Origin of the sequence: Sphingomonas sp. Leaf357, from assembly GCF_001423845.1 — a bacterium.
In the GTDB taxonomy this organism is placed as follows: Bacteria; Pseudomonadota; Alphaproteobacteria; order Sphingomonadales; family Sphingomonadaceae; genus Sphingomonas.
On record NZ_LMPM01000001.1, the window covers coordinates 2,447,799 to 2,462,060 of the forward strand.

Annotated in this window: 15 protein-coding genes and 2 tRNA genes; 10 read left to right on the forward strand and 7 right to left on the reverse strand. The window is 66.3% G+C overall.

Going from position 1 to position 14,262, the window contains the following annotated elements; translation table 11 throughout:
• The first annotated feature begins 26 nt into the window (after nucleotides 1–26).
• Entirely contained in the window at nucleotides 27–1,013 is a 987-nt protein-coding gene (locus tag ASG11_RS11485) for a polysaccharide deacetylase family protein (protein ID WP_236697464.1), read from the forward strand.
• 44 nt (nucleotides 1,014–1,057) lie between these two features.
• Nucleotides 1,058–1,134 (forward strand) — tRNA-Ile (locus tag ASG11_RS11490).
• Here ASG11_RS11490 and ASG11_RS11495 read toward each other — a convergent pair.
• Nucleotides 1,135–1,329, reverse strand: a complete 195-nt coding sequence (locus ASG11_RS11495; protein WP_055779197.1) for a hypothetical protein — start codon at nucleotides 1,327–1,329, stop codon at nucleotides 1,135–1,137.
• Between the two features lie 99 nt (nucleotides 1,330–1,428).
• Between ASG11_RS11495 and ASG11_RS11500 the strand changes: the two genes are divergently transcribed.
• From ASG11_RS11500 to ASG11_RS11520, 5 genes are read left to right on the forward strand one after another with little or no spacing between them, the layout of a single operon-like run.
• Nucleotides 1,429–1,926 (forward strand): DUF2141 domain-containing protein, encoded by a 498-nt coding sequence (locus ASG11_RS11500; RefSeq protein WP_055779201.1) that lies wholly within the window; start codon nucleotides 1,429–1,431, stop codon nucleotides 1,924–1,926.
• A gap of 31 nt (nucleotides 1,927–1,957) precedes the next feature.
• The gene (locus ASG11_RS11505; RefSeq protein ID WP_055779204.1) at nucleotides 1,958–2,644 is read left to right on the forward strand and encodes a hypothetical protein; all 687 of its coding nucleotides are present in this window, start codon (nucleotides 1,958–1,960) and stop codon (nucleotides 2,642–2,644) included.
• Nucleotides 2,641–3,324 carry a hypothetical protein gene (locus ASG11_RS18775; RefSeq protein ID WP_055779207.1) on the forward strand — a complete coding sequence of 228 codons (684 nt, stop codon included), beginning with the start codon at nucleotides 2,641–2,643 and terminating at the stop codon, nucleotides 3,322–3,324. Before ASG11_RS11505 ends, ASG11_RS18775 begins: the two co-directional genes overlap by 4 nt.
• Complete coding sequence (locus ASG11_RS11515) at nucleotides 3,321–4,655, forward strand: lipopolysaccharide biosynthesis protein (protein ID WP_055779210.1); 1,335 nt, start codon at nucleotides 3,321–3,323, stop codon at nucleotides 4,653–4,655. The genes ASG11_RS18775 and ASG11_RS11515 overlap by 4 nt, the downstream gene beginning before the upstream one ends.
• A complete protein-coding gene (locus tag ASG11_RS11520) occupies nucleotides 4,652–5,467 on the forward strand; it encodes a hypothetical protein (RefSeq protein ID WP_055779213.1) in 816 nt (271 codons plus the stop codon). Before ASG11_RS11515 ends, ASG11_RS11520 begins: the two co-directional genes overlap by 4 nt.
• Here the strand turns inward: ASG11_RS11520 and ASG11_RS11525 are convergent.
• Entirely contained in the window at nucleotides 5,464–6,795 is a 1,332-nt protein-coding gene (locus ASG11_RS11525) for a glycosyltransferase family 39 protein (protein WP_236697465.1), read from the reverse strand. The genes ASG11_RS11520 and ASG11_RS11525 overlap by 4 nt on opposite strands.
• 281 nt (nucleotides 6,796–7,076) lie before the next feature.
• Here ASG11_RS11525 and ASG11_RS11530 point away from each other — a divergent pair, with 281 nt between their 5' ends.
• The 3 genes from ASG11_RS11530 to ASG11_RS11540 are packed head-to-tail and all read left to right on the forward strand — an operon-like array spanning nucleotide 7,077 to nucleotide 9,810.
• A complete protein-coding gene (locus ASG11_RS11530) occupies nucleotides 7,077–8,126 on the forward strand; it encodes a diacylglycerol/lipid kinase family protein (protein ID WP_055779218.1) in 1,050 nt (349 codons plus the stop codon).
• Nucleotides 8,123–9,037 (forward strand): hypothetical protein, encoded by a 915-nt coding sequence (locus ASG11_RS11535; RefSeq protein ID WP_055779221.1) that lies wholly within the window; start codon nucleotides 8,123–8,125, stop codon nucleotides 9,035–9,037. Before ASG11_RS11530 ends, ASG11_RS11535 begins: the two co-directional genes overlap by 4 nt.
• On the forward strand, nucleotides 9,034–9,810 hold the full coding sequence (locus ASG11_RS11540; protein WP_055779224.1) for an NTP transferase domain-containing protein: 777 nt from the start codon (nucleotides 9,034–9,036) through the stop codon (nucleotides 9,808–9,810). Before ASG11_RS11535 ends, ASG11_RS11540 begins: the two co-directional genes overlap by 4 nt.
• A 46-nt stretch (nucleotides 9,811–9,856) precedes the next feature.
• On the opposite strand, the gene ASG11_RS11545 is transcribed toward ASG11_RS11540, so the two are convergent.
• From ASG11_RS11545 to ASG11_RS11565, 5 genes are all read right to left on the reverse strand, one after another.
• On the reverse strand, nucleotides 9,857–10,870 hold the full coding sequence (locus ASG11_RS11545; protein WP_055779226.1) for an inorganic phosphate transporter: 1,014 nt from the start codon (nucleotides 10,868–10,870) through the stop codon (nucleotides 9,857–9,859).
• Nucleotides 10,871–10,882: 12 nt separating this feature from the next.
• Complete coding sequence (locus ASG11_RS11550) at nucleotides 10,883–11,986, reverse strand: DUF47 family protein (RefSeq protein WP_269083386.1); 1,104 nt, start codon at nucleotides 11,984–11,986, stop codon at nucleotides 10,883–10,885.
• A 59-nt stretch (nucleotides 11,987–12,045) separates the two neighbouring features.
• Nucleotides 12,046–12,122, reverse strand: a tRNA-Pro gene (locus ASG11_RS11555).
• A gap of 164 nt (nucleotides 12,123–12,286) precedes the next feature.
• Nucleotides 12,287–12,553, reverse strand: a complete 267-nt coding sequence (locus ASG11_RS11560; protein WP_055779229.1) for a hypothetical protein — start codon at nucleotides 12,551–12,553, stop codon at nucleotides 12,287–12,289.
• A gap of 156 nt (nucleotides 12,554–12,709) precedes the next feature.
• Nucleotides 12,710–14,137 (reverse strand): M20/M25/M40 family metallo-hydrolase, encoded by a 1,428-nt coding sequence (locus tag ASG11_RS11565; protein ID WP_055779232.1) that lies wholly within the window; start codon nucleotides 14,135–14,137, stop codon nucleotides 12,710–12,712.
• Between the last annotated feature and the right edge of the window lie 125 nt (nucleotides 14,138–14,262).

Genomic DNA, 14,262 nt, shown 5'->3' on the forward strand with positions numbered 1-14,262 from the left:
CTTCCGAGAGGCCGCCGGGCTATCGCGTGCCGGCACCTGCCACCGCCGATTTCGTCGCCTGGCCGGCGGATTTCGGCACGCGCTTCACCGTCATGGTCGATACCGAGGAGGAATTCGACTGGCGCGCGCCGCTCGACAGCGCCAACCGATCGGTCCGCGCGATCGTCGCACTCCCCGATGCCCACCGCCGCTTCGGTAACGACGGCGTGCCGCTGACCTATCTGATAGATCATCCCGTCGCGACCGATCGGGCTGCCATGGACATACTGCGCCGCCTCATCGAGGACGGCCGGTCCGCGGTCGGGACGCAGCTTCACCCTTGGGTCAATCCGCCGCTCGACGAGGTGATGGTCCCGGCGAACACCTTCGTCGGCAACCTCGCGGAATCGCTCGAGGCGGCGAAGCTGGATGTGCTGACCGATGCGATCACGCAAGGCATCGGCGCGCCTCCCCGCATCTATCGCGCCGGGCGCTATGGCATCGGGCCGGCGACGCTCGCGTTGCTGGCGGCGCGCGGCTATCGCATCGATAGCTCGATGCGATCGGCCTATGATTACAGCGCTGAGGCCGGACCGGATTTTTCGTCCGTGCCCAATCACGCCTTTCGCTGCGGGCCGGGAAAAGCGATCGTCGAACTGCCGCTGACCACCGTCTTCACCGGCGCCGCACGGTCGGGCGGGGTCGGCTTGTATCGTACGTTGGGGCGCATCCCCAAGGGACGTGGCGTGTTCGCCCGCACGCACTTGCTGTCGCGGGTGGCGCTGACACCGGAGGACATGCCGCTGGCCGACGCGCTTCGGGCGATCGCCGTGGCGGTAGGGGAGGGCGTGCGCGTGTTGAATTTCGCCTTTCATTCGCCGTCGCTGGTGCCGGGCCATACCCCGTACGTGCGCGACGCGGCCGATCTGGCGGCATTTCACCACTGGTGGGACGTCGTGCTGGCCGACTTGGCGCGGCGTGGCGTGCGTGCGGCGTCGCTCGATGATCTGATCGTGGCCTCCGAGGGACCGTGAGCCCTTGCGCCGGGCTGGGAGCATCCGCTAACGCCCGCCTGTGTGGGCCTGTAGCTCAACTGGTTAGAGCTGGCCGCTCATAACGGCTAGGTTGCGGGTTCAAGTCCTGCCGGGCCCACCATCATCCCTCGATGAAATCGAGATAGCCGACCACGTCGTTGCTGGTTTGCAGGAACAGGCCGTCCTGTACGTCCTCCGGCTGCGCGGCCGCCCGCGCCAGCGCTTCGGCCAATGTGCCGTACACCAAGGTAGAGGCTACGCCGTCGTCGCTCAGATGATAGAGACGGACGGGGGTATCCTGGGAAGTGGTGCGCATTGGGTTCGCCTCATGGTGCTGGGGCGGGAACGGACCGGCGACAGCAGGGGTTCACCTGCGTGATGCTATACGCCGGGTCAATCGCCGGCAGGACAGGACATGATGATCGCAATATTCGCCCCCCTGCTGCTCGCCGCAGCCGCCGCTCCGCCGCCGCGCGCCGCCGACGGGCAGTGCCATGCCGGTGTCGCGAACGAGATCGCAGTGCGCATCACCGGCTTTCGCAGCCGGGCGGGGCAGGTGCGCGTGCGGCTGTTCGGTGGCGCGACCTCGACGTATTTCGACAAGAAGCAGGCATTGGTGCGGATCGAGCGTCCCGTGCCGGCGAGCGGCGCGGTGACGATCTGCGTCGTCGCGCCGAAACCCGGCACCTATGCGATCGACGTGCGCCACGACGAGAACGGCAACGGCAAGACCGATCGGGCGGATGGCGGCGGCACGTCTGGCAATCCGCGCCTCAGCCTGTTCGACGTGCTGCTGTCCCGCAAACCGGCGCCCGAGAAGGTGCAATTCTCCGTCGGGGCCGGGACCACGATCGTCCCGGTCACGCTGATGTATCTCGATGGGGGATCGTTCCGTCCGATACGGGGCGATTGACGCCACAAGCGAGCGCGGGCAGGGCTTGGGAATGCTCGCTCCCCTGATCGCGATCGTCGGCTGCGACGGCTCCGGCAAATCGACGCTCGCGACCGACATGGCGGGCGTCCTTGGCCGGGACCGGCCGGTGCGGCTCGCCTATCTCGGCCTCGGATCGGGGGCGATCGGCGCGCGGATCAAGCGCTGGCCGCTGATCGGCGTGGCCGCAGAAGCCGCGCTCGCCAAGCGCGGCACGAAGGCGAGGACAAAAGGGGAAAAGATACCCGGCCTCGCTACCGCTATCGTCATTTATGGTTTTTCGCTGCTCAGGCGGCGGCGCTTCCGCCGAGTGCTGGCGCTGCGGCAGCGGGGGGTGACGGTGATCACCGATCGCTACCCGCAGATCGAAGTGCCCGGATTCTACGATGGCCCCGGCCTGTCCGCCGCGCGTGCCGGCAGCAGCCTCGTCGCATGGCTCGCCGCGCGCGAACTCGCGATGTATCAATGGATGGCGAGCTACCGTCCGACGCTTGTGCTGCGCCTCGATATCGACGCTGAGACCGCCCATGCCCGCAAGCCCGATCACGAGATCGGCTTGTTGCGGCAGAAGGTTGCGGTGACCCCCTCGCTCCGGTTCGGCGGCGCACCGATCGTCGACCTCGATTCCCGCGCGCCTTATGAGGAGATGCGACGCCGTGCGCTGGCCGGCATCCTGCCGGTGCTGGATCGAGTGGCGTGACCGGAGAGGCGCTGGCGCCGTTGATCGCGATCGTGGGGTCGGACGGATCGGGCAAGTCTACCGTAGGCGAGGCGTTGCTCGCCTGGCTCAACGAGAGCCGCCGGACCGAACTCCACCATCTCGGCAAGCAGACGGGAAATATCGGTCGCGCCATCGCGCGCTGGCCGATCGTCGGCCAGCGGCTTGACAAAACGATCGTCAGGAAATCCGGTGGCGCTCGGGATCCGAAGGGGCCGGGGGCGTTCACGGCGTTGGTCATCTACCTGTTCTCGATGCGCCGGGTCCGGCGGTTCAAGCGGATGCTGGCCGACCGACGACGCGGCATCACGATCCTGGCCGATCGCTTTCCGCAGACCGCGGTGCCGGGGCCGATGGACGGGCTGGGCCTCGCCAAGGCGCGTTCGAGCGGGTTCCAGGGCATGCTCGCGCGGCGCGAACGCCGGCATTACGAATGGATGGAGGCGTATCGCCCTACGCTCGTCATCCGCCTCAACGTCGATCTCGCGACCGCATTGGCGCGCAAGCCCGATCATCGCCCGTCGTCGCTCAAGACCAAGATCGAGGATGTACCGCGGCTGACGTTCGACGGCGCGCCGATCGTCGATCTCGATTCGACGCGGCCGCTGGAAGAGGTGATCGCCGACGCCAAGGCGGCGATCCTGCGCGTTCTGAACCCGTGAGGGCGTGGTTCGCCGACGGCGTGTTCCGCACCGTGTTGCGCAACGCCGGGCTGCTCGGATCGGGCAAGCTGGTCGGGGCCGGGCTGGGGCTGGTCGCCTTGGCCTGTGCCGGACGTGGGCTGACCCCGACCCTGTTCGGCGTGCTGATGATCATCCACACCTACGCCACCGGTGCGGGCGGGATCGTAAAGTTCCAGACCTGGCAATATATCGTCCGCCACGCGACCCCGGCGTTGCACCACGGCGACAACGACCGGGCGCGCGACGTGATCCGTTTCGCCTTCGGCCTCGATCTGGCGAGCGGCATCATCGGCATGGTGCTGGCGATGATCCTGCTGCCGGTGCTGGCAGGCTATTTCGGCATCGGAGCCGAGTATCTGCCTTGGGCCATCGCCTATTGCACGCTCGTTCCCACGATGACCGAGGCGACCGCCAGCGGATCGTTGCGCGTGCTCGATCGCTTCGATCTGATCGCCGCGCAACAGGTGGTCACGCCGTTTCTGCGCGGCGGAGGCGCGGCGATCGCCTATTTCGCCGATCTCGGGCTGCCGGGCTTCATCATCGCCTGGTATGTCGCCGATCTGGCGGGCGATCTGGTGTTGTGGGGCTTCGCGGTGCGCGAATTGAAGCGGCGCGGCATGCTCGATGCGCTCCGGCCCGGCATGTTCGGCGTCGCGCGGCGCCTGCCGGAAGCGTGGAGCTTCGTGTGGACGACCAACGCCGCGCATTCGGTCTACGCCGCCTGGGGGCCGCTCAGCAATCTGGTGGTGGCGACGATCCTCGGGCCGGTCGCGGCCGGCCTTTACAAGATCGCCAGCACGCTGCTCGATTCGGCGACCAAGCCGGCCGATCTGCTGCGGCGCGGATATTATCCGGAGATCATGCGGCTGGATCCCGCCAGTACGCGGCCGTGGCTGCTCGGCGTGCGGGCCGGTTTGCTGGCCGGCGGTGTTGGGCTGATCGTGGTGCTGGTGGTGGCGCTCGGCGGCAAGCCCGTGATCGCCTTCGCCTTCGGGCAGAAATATCTCGCAGCCTACGATCTGCTGCGGCTGATGGTATTCTCGCTGGCGATCCAGATGGCGACCTTTCCGCTCGAATCCCTGCTCTACATGGCCGGGCGTCAGCGCGCGGCGTTGGTGGCGCAGGTGGCCGCCGTTCTGATCTATTTCGCCTTGCTGGCGACGTTCACGCATTGGTTCGGGCTGAACGGGGCGGGGGTCGCCTTCCTGCTCGGCACGATCGCGGTGTCGTTGTGCATGCTGATACCCACGATCATCGCCTATCGCCAGCGCGACAGGATCGTCTGGCGACCGGATACGCCGAAGCCATGAGGCATTTTTCCGCCGCCGATTGCGAGGCCTTGTTCGATGCCATCCTGGTCAACGACGTGGTCGATGCGATGGTCGAGTTGCCGCCGTCGATCCGGGTCGATTATCTGGCGGAACACCTCGCCGACGGCTTCGCGATCTCGCGGCAAGTGTGGCGCGAAGGCTTCGATCGCGACGCTCTGATCGCCTTCATCGCGAAGCTCCGACGCGGCGAACCGATCACCGCCGACGACCAGATCTGGTTCAAGCATGTGCGCGCCAAGTTCAAGCATCTGCGCTTCGCGTTCGTGCTTTACGGTGCTGACCATCTCTGCCCGCGCATGTTCAAGTCGGTGACGACCAGCATGGGCCTGTTACAGGATGCGTTCCGCAACGGCCAGCGCGGTGCGACCGTACGGCAATCGGCGATATTGCGGACGATGCTGTCGCGCCTGCCGCTGAAGCTGCTTGACCGCGAGGTCCATCACCTGAAGCACAGCGACGCGGCGGGTTTCCGCGAGTTTACGCTGGATCAGATCGCAGACCTGCGGGCAACGCTGGCGAAGCGCGAACTCACCGGGCACCGCTTCCACGCGGCCCGCAAGATCGTCAGCCGCCAGGTGTCGTTCCATGACGACATGCGCATCATCCACCCCGCGCACGAGCACGTGGTGCTGTCGCGGTATATGAGCGCGATCAACGGGCTGATGGGCGCCTTCCATGACCAACTCGTGCTGCGCGCGGGCCACGGGGAACTGGACTACGCCCACGGCACGTTCGCGATGCCCGAGGATATCCGCGCCCGGCTGGAGGCGCTCGTCGCGCGGTATACTTAGGGTTTCGGTGCCAGCAATTCGCTGCCGCCCGACGCGTAGACGGTGCGGTAATGGGCGCGGATGATCGGAATCAGCAGATTTTGCTGCCAGCCGGGATTGTCGCTGCGCATCTGGATCATCGCGAAATGGCTCCGATCGAGCGTGGGGACCAGCGCGTCGCCATCGCCTTTCAACAGGCGTTGCTTGACCGAGAAGAAATCGATCCCGCTTTGCCGCCCGGCCCAATAGCAGATCGCCTGATCGTCGCACGCGACCGGACCGGGGGCCGCGGCGATGGCGGCGATGAACGGCCGCGCTTGGCGCACGGCATCGTCGCGGCCGGTGATCTCGCTGATCGTCTTGGTCGCCGCCATCGGCACCAGGCACAGTGCCGGGAGCGCCGTGATCGCCAGCCAGCGATATGGCCCGTCCGGTCGGAGCGCGCAGGCGACCGGCACCGCGATCGCCAGCGCGATGATGCTTTCGAAGAACGCGTTCACGTCGACGCCGGACCCCGATCGCTGGACGATGCCGAGCGGAATCGAGACCGCGAGCAAGAACAGGGGCAGGGCAAGCCGCGCGTCACTTCGCAACCGCATCGTCAGCGGGCGGCAAGCCAGCAGCACCGGTAGCATCAGGAGCAGCAGCGGACCGCCCTTGGCCGTCATGCGCGCGAGCGAATAACCGCGCGCCGGCGACAGCACGTCGATGAAAACGTCCGGACCCCAGATCGCGAACAAGGCGAGCGCGGCAATCGCGGCGAACAGCGCGCCGGTGACGATCCATGCTACGAGCGCCCGACGATCGGCCCACCACAGCCACAGTGTGATCGCGATGGGAAAGGCGACGAGGTTGTGCTTGATCAGTCCCCCCGCGACGATCAGCGCGGCCGCTGCGATCACCCGCCCGACGGCGATCCGCTTTCCGGCGTCGGATGGCAGCAGCAATACCAGCGCCCAGCTCATCGCTGCTTGCCCCAGCCATTGCGGATCGTTGATTGCCAGATACGCCCGCAGCAACGTCACCGAGTATCCCGCGAAGAGCAACAGGCCGATCGCTGCCCAGCGCGCATCCGCAAACCGTCGCACGACGACGTAGATCGCCAGCCCATTGGCGACCTGGGCAAGCAGCGCGATCACTCGCCCGGCGATGATGATGTCCCCGAACAGCCATCCCGCCGCGCCTATCAGGTAAAAGGATAACGGCGGATAATTGTTTGCCGTAAGGGCGTCATGATGTGGATAGAGCGTACCGGCACCCATCGCGCGTACCGCCTGCCCGGCATTCCAGCCCTCGTTGACGTTGAGCGCGGCCTGCGCCGGCAACCACCACAAATGCCCCAGTGCCAACAGGCCGACCACCGCGATAGCGGCAGTCCGCCAAGCCGTATGTCGTGTGCCCCGGTCCACCCATGCCCCTATCGTCAAAGTAATGCGCCGATCACGATCGGTACACCGACCACTCGATACGTCGTCTCGTGCCCTGATGTCGTCACGGAATTGACGCATATCTCTCATCTTATTGAAACATCGATCTGACGGTCCGTCGTTTCAGCAATGGTTTGGTAGCAAGAAGCAACCAAATCGAGACGAACTCGTTACGGTTCTGTGACAGTACGAAAGATGCGCAATTGAAACTCGATCAAGGTCAATTCGGTGCCGCCGCGCCGCTCAACCGGCTTGCCGATCCGGCCAGGGCCGAACCTCAGCGACGGGGCGTGTGCCGCCCGTGGCCGTCGCCGTTGCGTATCGCCACTCCGGCCGATGCCGAGGTTCGGATCGGGGTGATCCATAACGCTCGCGCGCGCCATAACCTGTTGCGCGCCGCCCCGTTGTTCGTGGATGGCTGCGAACACGTCATGCCGCAGTCCCATGCCGAACTGGATGAAGCTTTGGCGGGGTTTTCGGCGCGTGGCGTAAACGCTCTGATCATCGACGGTGGCGACGGCACGGTACGCGACGTGATGTCGATCGCCTCGCGCCACTATTCCGGCGTATTTCCGCGCATCGCGATCGTGCCCTCGGGCAAGACCAACGCCCTCGCGCTCGACCTCGGCCTACCGAAGCATTGGACGGCGAAGGATGCTGTCGAAGCGATCCGGTTCGGCGGCATCAAGGAGCGCTCCCCGATCGAGGTCTGGCGCCCGGGTGCCGAGCAGGCCGAGTTGCGGGGCTTCATCTTCGGCGCTGGGGCCTTCGTGCGCGCAACGGGTCTTGCCCAGACCACGCATCGCTTCGGTGCCTTCAACGGGATGGCGGTCGGCCTGTCGATCGCTGGCGCGGTGGCGCAGACGCTATTCGGCGGCCGCGACAACAGCTGGCGGCGGGGCGAGCCGATGCGCGTGGCGTCGGCCGACGGCACTGACGTGGACGGCGCACATTACATGCTGATCGGTTCGACGCTGGTACACATGCCGCTCAAGGTCCGCCCGTTCGGTGAGCCACGCGCGGGACTGAAGCTGCTGCGCGTCGAAGGATCGCCACGGAACATCATTTCGGCTCTGCCGGCGTTGCTGGGTGGTGGGCAGCCACGTTGGATGGCGCAATCCGGCTATCATCGCGAGGATTCCGAGCGGTTCGATCTGCGGCTGGACGGCGGCTTCATCCTCGATGGCGAGACGTTCGACGGTGGCGATCTCACGCTCCGTCAGGGTTGTCCGATGCGGTTCGTCGTTCCATGACGCCACGTCTGGCGCGGTTCGTCGCGCAAGAACTCGCCGCCCCGGTCCGCACGGAAATCCGCGCGGTCAGTGAAGCGGTTCGTGAGCGGTTGGGCGGTATCGCCGTGCTGTTCTACGGCTCGGCGTTGCGGACCGGCGACCTTGACGGCGTACTCGATTTCTACGTTCTGACCGAGCAGGCGAACGGGTCGTTGTTGAGGCGAACCGGCATGCGCTGGCTCTGGCCCGATGTCAGCTTCCATGAAGTCGTCGTCGGCGGGCAGATGTTGCGCGCCAAGGTCGCGACGATGCCGTTGGCGACATTCGAACAGGCGACGCGCGGGTCGTTTGTAGATACGACGATCTGGACGCGCTTCGTGCAGCCTTCGGCACTGTTGTCCGTGCGCGATGCGCTGGTCGAACGGCGGGTGAAGCGGGCGGTGGCGGATGCCGCGATCACCGCCGCGAGCTTTGCCGGCGTTCTGGGACCGGAGCGTGGCCCGGCGCGCGATTACTGGCTGGCATTGTTCCGCGAAACCTATCGTGCCGAAATGCGCGTCGAACCGCCGGGGCGCGAGCAGCAGATTCTGGTCTACGATCCGGCGCGCTACGACGCCTTGCTCCCGATCGCCTGGGAAGCGGGCGGCATCGCCTTCGCCGATGACGGCGCGGCGCTCGCCCCGTTCATCGCGTTCGCGCCCTATCAGGCATTGGCCGAGGCTTGGCTGCTGCGCGTGAGGCTTGGCAAGGCGCTCAACATCGCTCGGCTGATCAAGGCGACGTTTACTTTCGAAGGTGCCGCACGCTACGGCTTGTGGAAGGTCCGGCGTCATACCGGGGTCGATGTCGCGCTGACGCCATGGCGTGAGCGGCATCCGGTGCTGGCCGCGCCCGGCGTCTTGTGGCGGGTGATGCGCACGCAATCCTCGTGAGCCGGTCCGATGATCGGCGGAAAAGCTTCAACGCGTTGATCCTCGCCGGATCGCGCGGGGGCGTCGATCCGGTCGCGGAATATGCCGGCGTCGGCGACAAGGCGATGATCGAGATCGGCGGCCGCACGATGCTCGCACGGGTAGCCGACGCAGTACGCGGGGCAGGGGCCGTTCGCATCGTCGTCGTCGCGTCCGCCCCTGTCGTACGACGTCATGCCGAAGACCTCGGTCTCGAGGTGATCGATGCCGCCGCCGGCCCAAGCGCCAGCGCGGGTCGCGGTTTCGACCTGCTCGGTGCGCCGTTGTTGGTGACGACCGCCGATCATGCCTTGCTCGAATCGGACTGGGTAAATCGTTTTGTCGCCGACGTGCCGGGTGACGCCGATGTCGCGGTGCTGCTCGCGCGGCGGGACACGATCGAACAGGCCGTGCCGGAGACCAGGCGAACCTACCTGCGATTCGCCGACGGGGCCTGGTCGGGCTGCAATCTCTTCTATCTCGCGACGCCCCGCGCGGCATCCGCGATCACGCTGTGGCAATCGGTCGAGTCGGACCGCAAGCGGCCGTGGCGGATCGTGCGGCGACTGGGGCCAACGCTGTTGCTGCGCTATCTGCTTGGGCGGCTGACATTGGCCGCCGGGCTGGCGCAGATCGGCAAGCTGGCGGGCGTACGAGCAGCGATGGTGCCGAGCCCGTTCGGGCTGGCGGCGGTCGATGTCGACAAGCCCGCCGATCTGGATCTGGTGCGACGGTTGGTCGGCGACGCGCGCTGACCGGCTGTTCCCGCTGAAACCAGCCCGGGGGCCGAGATCTAGCGAATTAGAACAGTGTCGTCAGCCCGTAGAACAATGCGCCGACCGCGGCCGAGGCCGGGATCGTGATGATCCAAGCCGTCACCACGCTGCGCGCCACGCCCCAGCGCACCGCCGAGGCTCGCCTGGCCGTTCCCGCACCGATGATCGCGCCGGTGATGGTGTGCGTGGTCGAGACCGGGATGCCCAGCGCCGAGGCGGAGAACAGGATGATCGACCCGCTGAGCGAGGAACTGAACCCCTGGTGCTGCGACAGGCGGGTGATGCGCGATCCCATCGTCTCGATGATCTTCCAGCCGCCGGTCAGCGTGCCCAATGCGATCGCGATATAGCAGCTGATTGCCACCCAGTGCGGCACCTCGAAATCGCCGGTCAGATAGCCGGTCGAATAGAGCAGGACCGTAATCAGCCCCATCGTCTTCTGCGCATCGTTCAGGCCGTGGCTGAGCGAATAGGCGGCGGACGACACGAGGTGCAGCGCGCGGAAGCTCTTCTCCGCGGTCCGCGCGGTGGCGCGGTGGAACATCCAGCTGGTGATCAGCATGATCAGCATCGCCAGGATCATGCCCAACGTCGGCGACAGCACGATCGCGATCAGCGTCTTGTTGAGGCCGGTCCATTTGATGCCGGTCAGCCCGGCATGCGCCACGCCAGACCCGATCAGCCCCCCGACCAGCGCGTGGCTGGACGAGGACGGAATGCCCTTGAGCCAGGTGACCACGTTCCAGAACATCGCGCCGACCAGCGCGCCGAAGATCACCGATGGCGTGACGAGATCCTTGTCGATCAGTCCCTTGCCGATCGTATCGGCCACCGCGTGCAAAGCGGGGAAGGCGATCGTCAGGAAATAGGCCGCGAAGTTGAACACCGCCGCGAACGCCACGGCTTGGACCGGGCTCAGCAAGCGCGTCGCCACCACCGTTGCGATCGAATTCGCCGCATCGTGCAGCCCGTTCAGATAATCGAACGCCAGCGCCAGGGCGATCAGCGCGACGAGCAGCGGGAAGGCAAGTTCGTGCATGGTCCGGATCGATCAGGAGTGATCGATGACGATGCCGTCGATCTGATTCGCGACATCCTCGAACGCATCGACGATCCGCTCCAGATGCTTGTAGATCTCGCGATCGACGACGAATCTCAGCGTGTCGCTGGCCCCGAACTCCAGGAACGTCTTTTTCAGTCCGGCGGCGTGGATCTCGTCGGCATGGCCTTCCATGCGCACCAGGCGTTCGGTCAGTTCGTGCAGGCGCGGGCCGTTGGCGCCGACATCGCGCAGCAGCGGCATCGCCTCGGCCATCACGCGCGCGGCATCCACGACGATGCCGGCCATGTCCTTCATCTCGGGCTGGAAGCTCTGCACCTCGTACAGGCCGATCGCGTTGACCGCGGCCTGCATCTCGTCGATCGCATCGTCCATCGCGCCGATCAGATTGCTGATCGCGCCGCGATCGAACGGAGTCAGGAACGTCTTGCGCACGGTCTGCAGCACTTCGCGGGTGATCTCGTCGGCGTCGTTCTCGCGCTCGGTCACTTCGCGGATATGCTCGGCTGCGGCCGGCCCGCCGTCCAGCAACCGGGCGAGCGCATCGGCCGCCTTCGTCACCGTCGCGGCGTGCGCTTCGAACATTCCGAAGAAGTTACCGGTCTTGGGCAACAATCGCTGAAACCAGGCGAACATCGATCCTACCTTTGATTGGGTTACGGCTGCGGCCAGCCCGGTGCGCCGGGCGGCGGCCTTGAATTCGGAGGCGCCGAACGAGCGGATCAGATCGCGCAGATCCGGTTCTTCCACGGCGCCGGCCGCTTCGGCGAGCGTGAACCAGCGCCGCTCGCGCTGATCCTGCTCCTTCCATTTGGGAAATTCGCGGGTGACGGCGAGCGGGAAGACATCGACATCGATCATCAGCGACGCGCCGCTGCCGCGCTTCTTGCGATACCGATACGATCCGAGCGGCGTCGGGCAGACCGGCCCGGATACCCCGGCCTCTTCCTCCGCTTCCTGCAACGCGGCCGCATGCGGTCCGAGGCCCGACATCAGGTTGCCCTTGGGAATCACCCACCGCTTCGTTTCGCGCGACGTGACGAGCAGGATGCGCACGCCGGATTCGGCTGCGTTCCCTTCGGTGCGATACGGCAAGGCGGCGATCTGACGAATGCGTGGAATTCCTGATCTGGCATCAGGCCGTCAGGCCGGGATGGTCGGGGAGACAGGATTCGAACCTGCGACATCCTGCTCCCAAAGCAGGCGCGCTACCGGGCTGCGCCACTCCCCGACGCGAGGAAGCGCTTAGGCGGGCTAGCGCCCGGGTGCAAGGCGAATAGCGGTTTGCGACGGGGATTGGCGGCGCATCGCGGCGTAGCCACGAAAAAGGGCGCCCCCTTACGGGAGCGCCCTTGATCGAACCAAATCCATCGGGCCGCGCAGGCCCGACAGGACTTACTTCATGTTGTCTGCCTTGGCGTCCGCAGCGTCGCGAACGTTGTCGGCTGCCGCGTTCAGGTTGTCGGCGGTGTTCGACAGTGCGTCGGCCGCAACGGCGTTCGACGTGTTGTCGGCCAGCGCGTCGATGTTGTCTGCGGTGGCTTCAAGGTTGTCTGCGGCGACGTCGGCGTTGTTCACGACGGCTTCGGCCTCAGGGGACTTCGTGCAAGCAGCCACGGACATCAGGCCGGCGGCGGCGAGAACAAATGCGATCTTCTTCATGCGGTTGCTCCCAAGCATAGCAAAACTCGCGGCCAGCTCGATTGCCCCCCGCGAAACCCTGCAAATAACGGCGTTTGCGGAACCGTCAATCGCAAACTCCGATCAAGACGATCGGGATTCAGCTTGTGGCAAGGAGAGGAGGCGACTCGGTTCGTCTCATTTTGCCGGAACGGGCCCGATATCCTCCGGCGCATTCGCCACCACCGCCAGCATCGTCGTCCACGCCGCCACGTTCTGCGCGAGCTGCACGGGGTCGATCCGATCCAGCGTATCTTCGGGCGTGTGATGATAATCGAAATAGCGCTGGCCGGACTGGTTGAGATCGATTCCCGCGACGCCGGTCGCCAGTACCGGTTCGACATCGCTGCCGCCATGCGCCGCGTCCTTGCCCTTGACGATGCCGAGCGGGGCGAGCGACGCGCCGACCCGATCGCCGACCGGTTTGGCCATATCGGGCAGGCTGGCCTGATAGCGCCAGACCGTGTCCGCTCCGAAATCGGATTCGGCGGCGAGCACGTGCCGATCGCCCTTGTGCGCTTCGGCATAGGCCCGGCCGCCGAAGCCGCCGACCTCTTCAGACCCGAACCACACGACCCGGATCGTGCGTTTGGGGCGCGGCCCGTCGAGCAGGCGCTTGGCCGCCGCCGCGGTGATCGCCACGCCCGCGCCGTCATCGATCGCGCCGGTGCCGAGATCCCAGCTGTCGAGATGCCCGCCGATCAGCACGATGCCGGCCTTCGCGTCGCTGCCCGGTACTTCGGCGACGACGTTGCCCGATTCGTGGGTACCGGTCTGCTGCGGGGTGAGGACGAGCTTCAGCGTGACGGGCTTGCCGCGCGCCACCATGCGCGCGAGGTTGTCGGCGTCCGAGGTGGAAAGCGCCGTCGCCGGAATCGGCGTCACGCCGGCGGCGAAGTTGGTCAGGCCGGCATGTGGCCCACGCCCGTGATCCGAACCGATCGAGCGGATCACGATCGCCGCCGCGCCCTTGCTCGCCGCGACGTTCGGTCCGGTGAAACGCGCCGCGCCGAACTGGCCGTAGGTCGATCCGTCCTGCGTCGCGACCATCGCGTTCGACACGAAGGCGATCTTGCCTTTCAGGCTGCCGTCGGGCGCGGACTGGAGATCGGCGAAACTCGGGAAATAGACGATCTCGGCGGTCAGCCCCTCCGGCGGGGTCGCGCCGGAATTGCCCAGGGCGGTCAGGTGGAATTTCTGCTGGAAGGGCGAAACGACCTCGGCCGTCTCGACGCCGCGCACCCACACGGGCATCTGATACGTCTCGATATGCACGTTCTTGAATCCGAGCGACTTCAGCTTGACGACCGCCCAGGCGCGGGCCCGCGCCTCCGCCTCGGTGCCGGCCAGGCGCGGGCCGACCTCGGTCGTCAGCCCTTCGACGATGTCGTAGGCGACCTCGTCCTTCAGTGCCGCGTCGCGCAGCTTGGCGACGGCCGGATCCACCTTCACCGGCGCGGGCAGGGTGGTGCGCTGCTGTGGGCGCGTCGGCGCCGGAGTCTGTGCGGACACTGAAGCGGAAAGGGCGGTGCCGGCCAAAGCGGCGAGCATCAAAGCGCGGTTCATACGAAATCTCCGTCGTGTGGCGACCCGGTCAGTGCCGCTGTCGGATGCGAGGCTTAAAGCGAACCGGCCCGGCAGGACATCCCACAAACACCGCCCCCGAGAAGCAGGTCGAAAAACCACGCTGT

Bases quoted from the DNA above. Each gene is read 5' to 3' on its own strand.
- ASG11_RS11505 (WP_055779204.1), top strand. From the start codon at position 1,958: ATGCTCGCTCCCCTGATCGCGATCGTCGGCTGCGACGGCTCCGGCAAA.
- ASG11_RS11535 (WP_055779221.1), top strand. From the start codon at position 8,123: ATGACGCCACGTCTGGCGCGGTTCGTCGCGCAAGAACTCGCCGCCCCG.
- ASG11_RS11545 (WP_055779226.1), bottom strand. From the start codon at position 10,870: ATGCACGAACTTGCCTTCCCGCTGCTCGTCGCGCTGATCGCCCTGGCG.
- ASG11_RS11565 (WP_055779232.1), bottom strand. From the start codon at position 14,137: ATGAACCGCGCTTTGATGCTCGCCGCTTTGGCCGGCACCGCCCTTTCC.
- ASG11_RS11500 (WP_055779201.1), top strand. From the start codon at position 1,429: ATGATGATCGCAATATTCGCCCCCCTGCTGCTCGCCGCAGCCGCCGCT.
- ASG11_RS11520 (WP_055779213.1), top strand. From the start codon at position 4,652: ATGAGGCATTTTTCCGCCGCCGATTGCGAGGCCTTGTTCGATGCCATC.
- ASG11_RS11495 (WP_055779197.1), bottom strand. From the start codon at position 1,329: ATGCGCACCACTTCCCAGGATACCCCCGTCCGTCTCTATCATCTGAGC.
- ASG11_RS11560 (WP_055779229.1), bottom strand. From the start codon at position 12,553: ATGAAGAAGATCGCATTTGTTCTCGCCGCCGCCGGCCTGATGTCCGTG.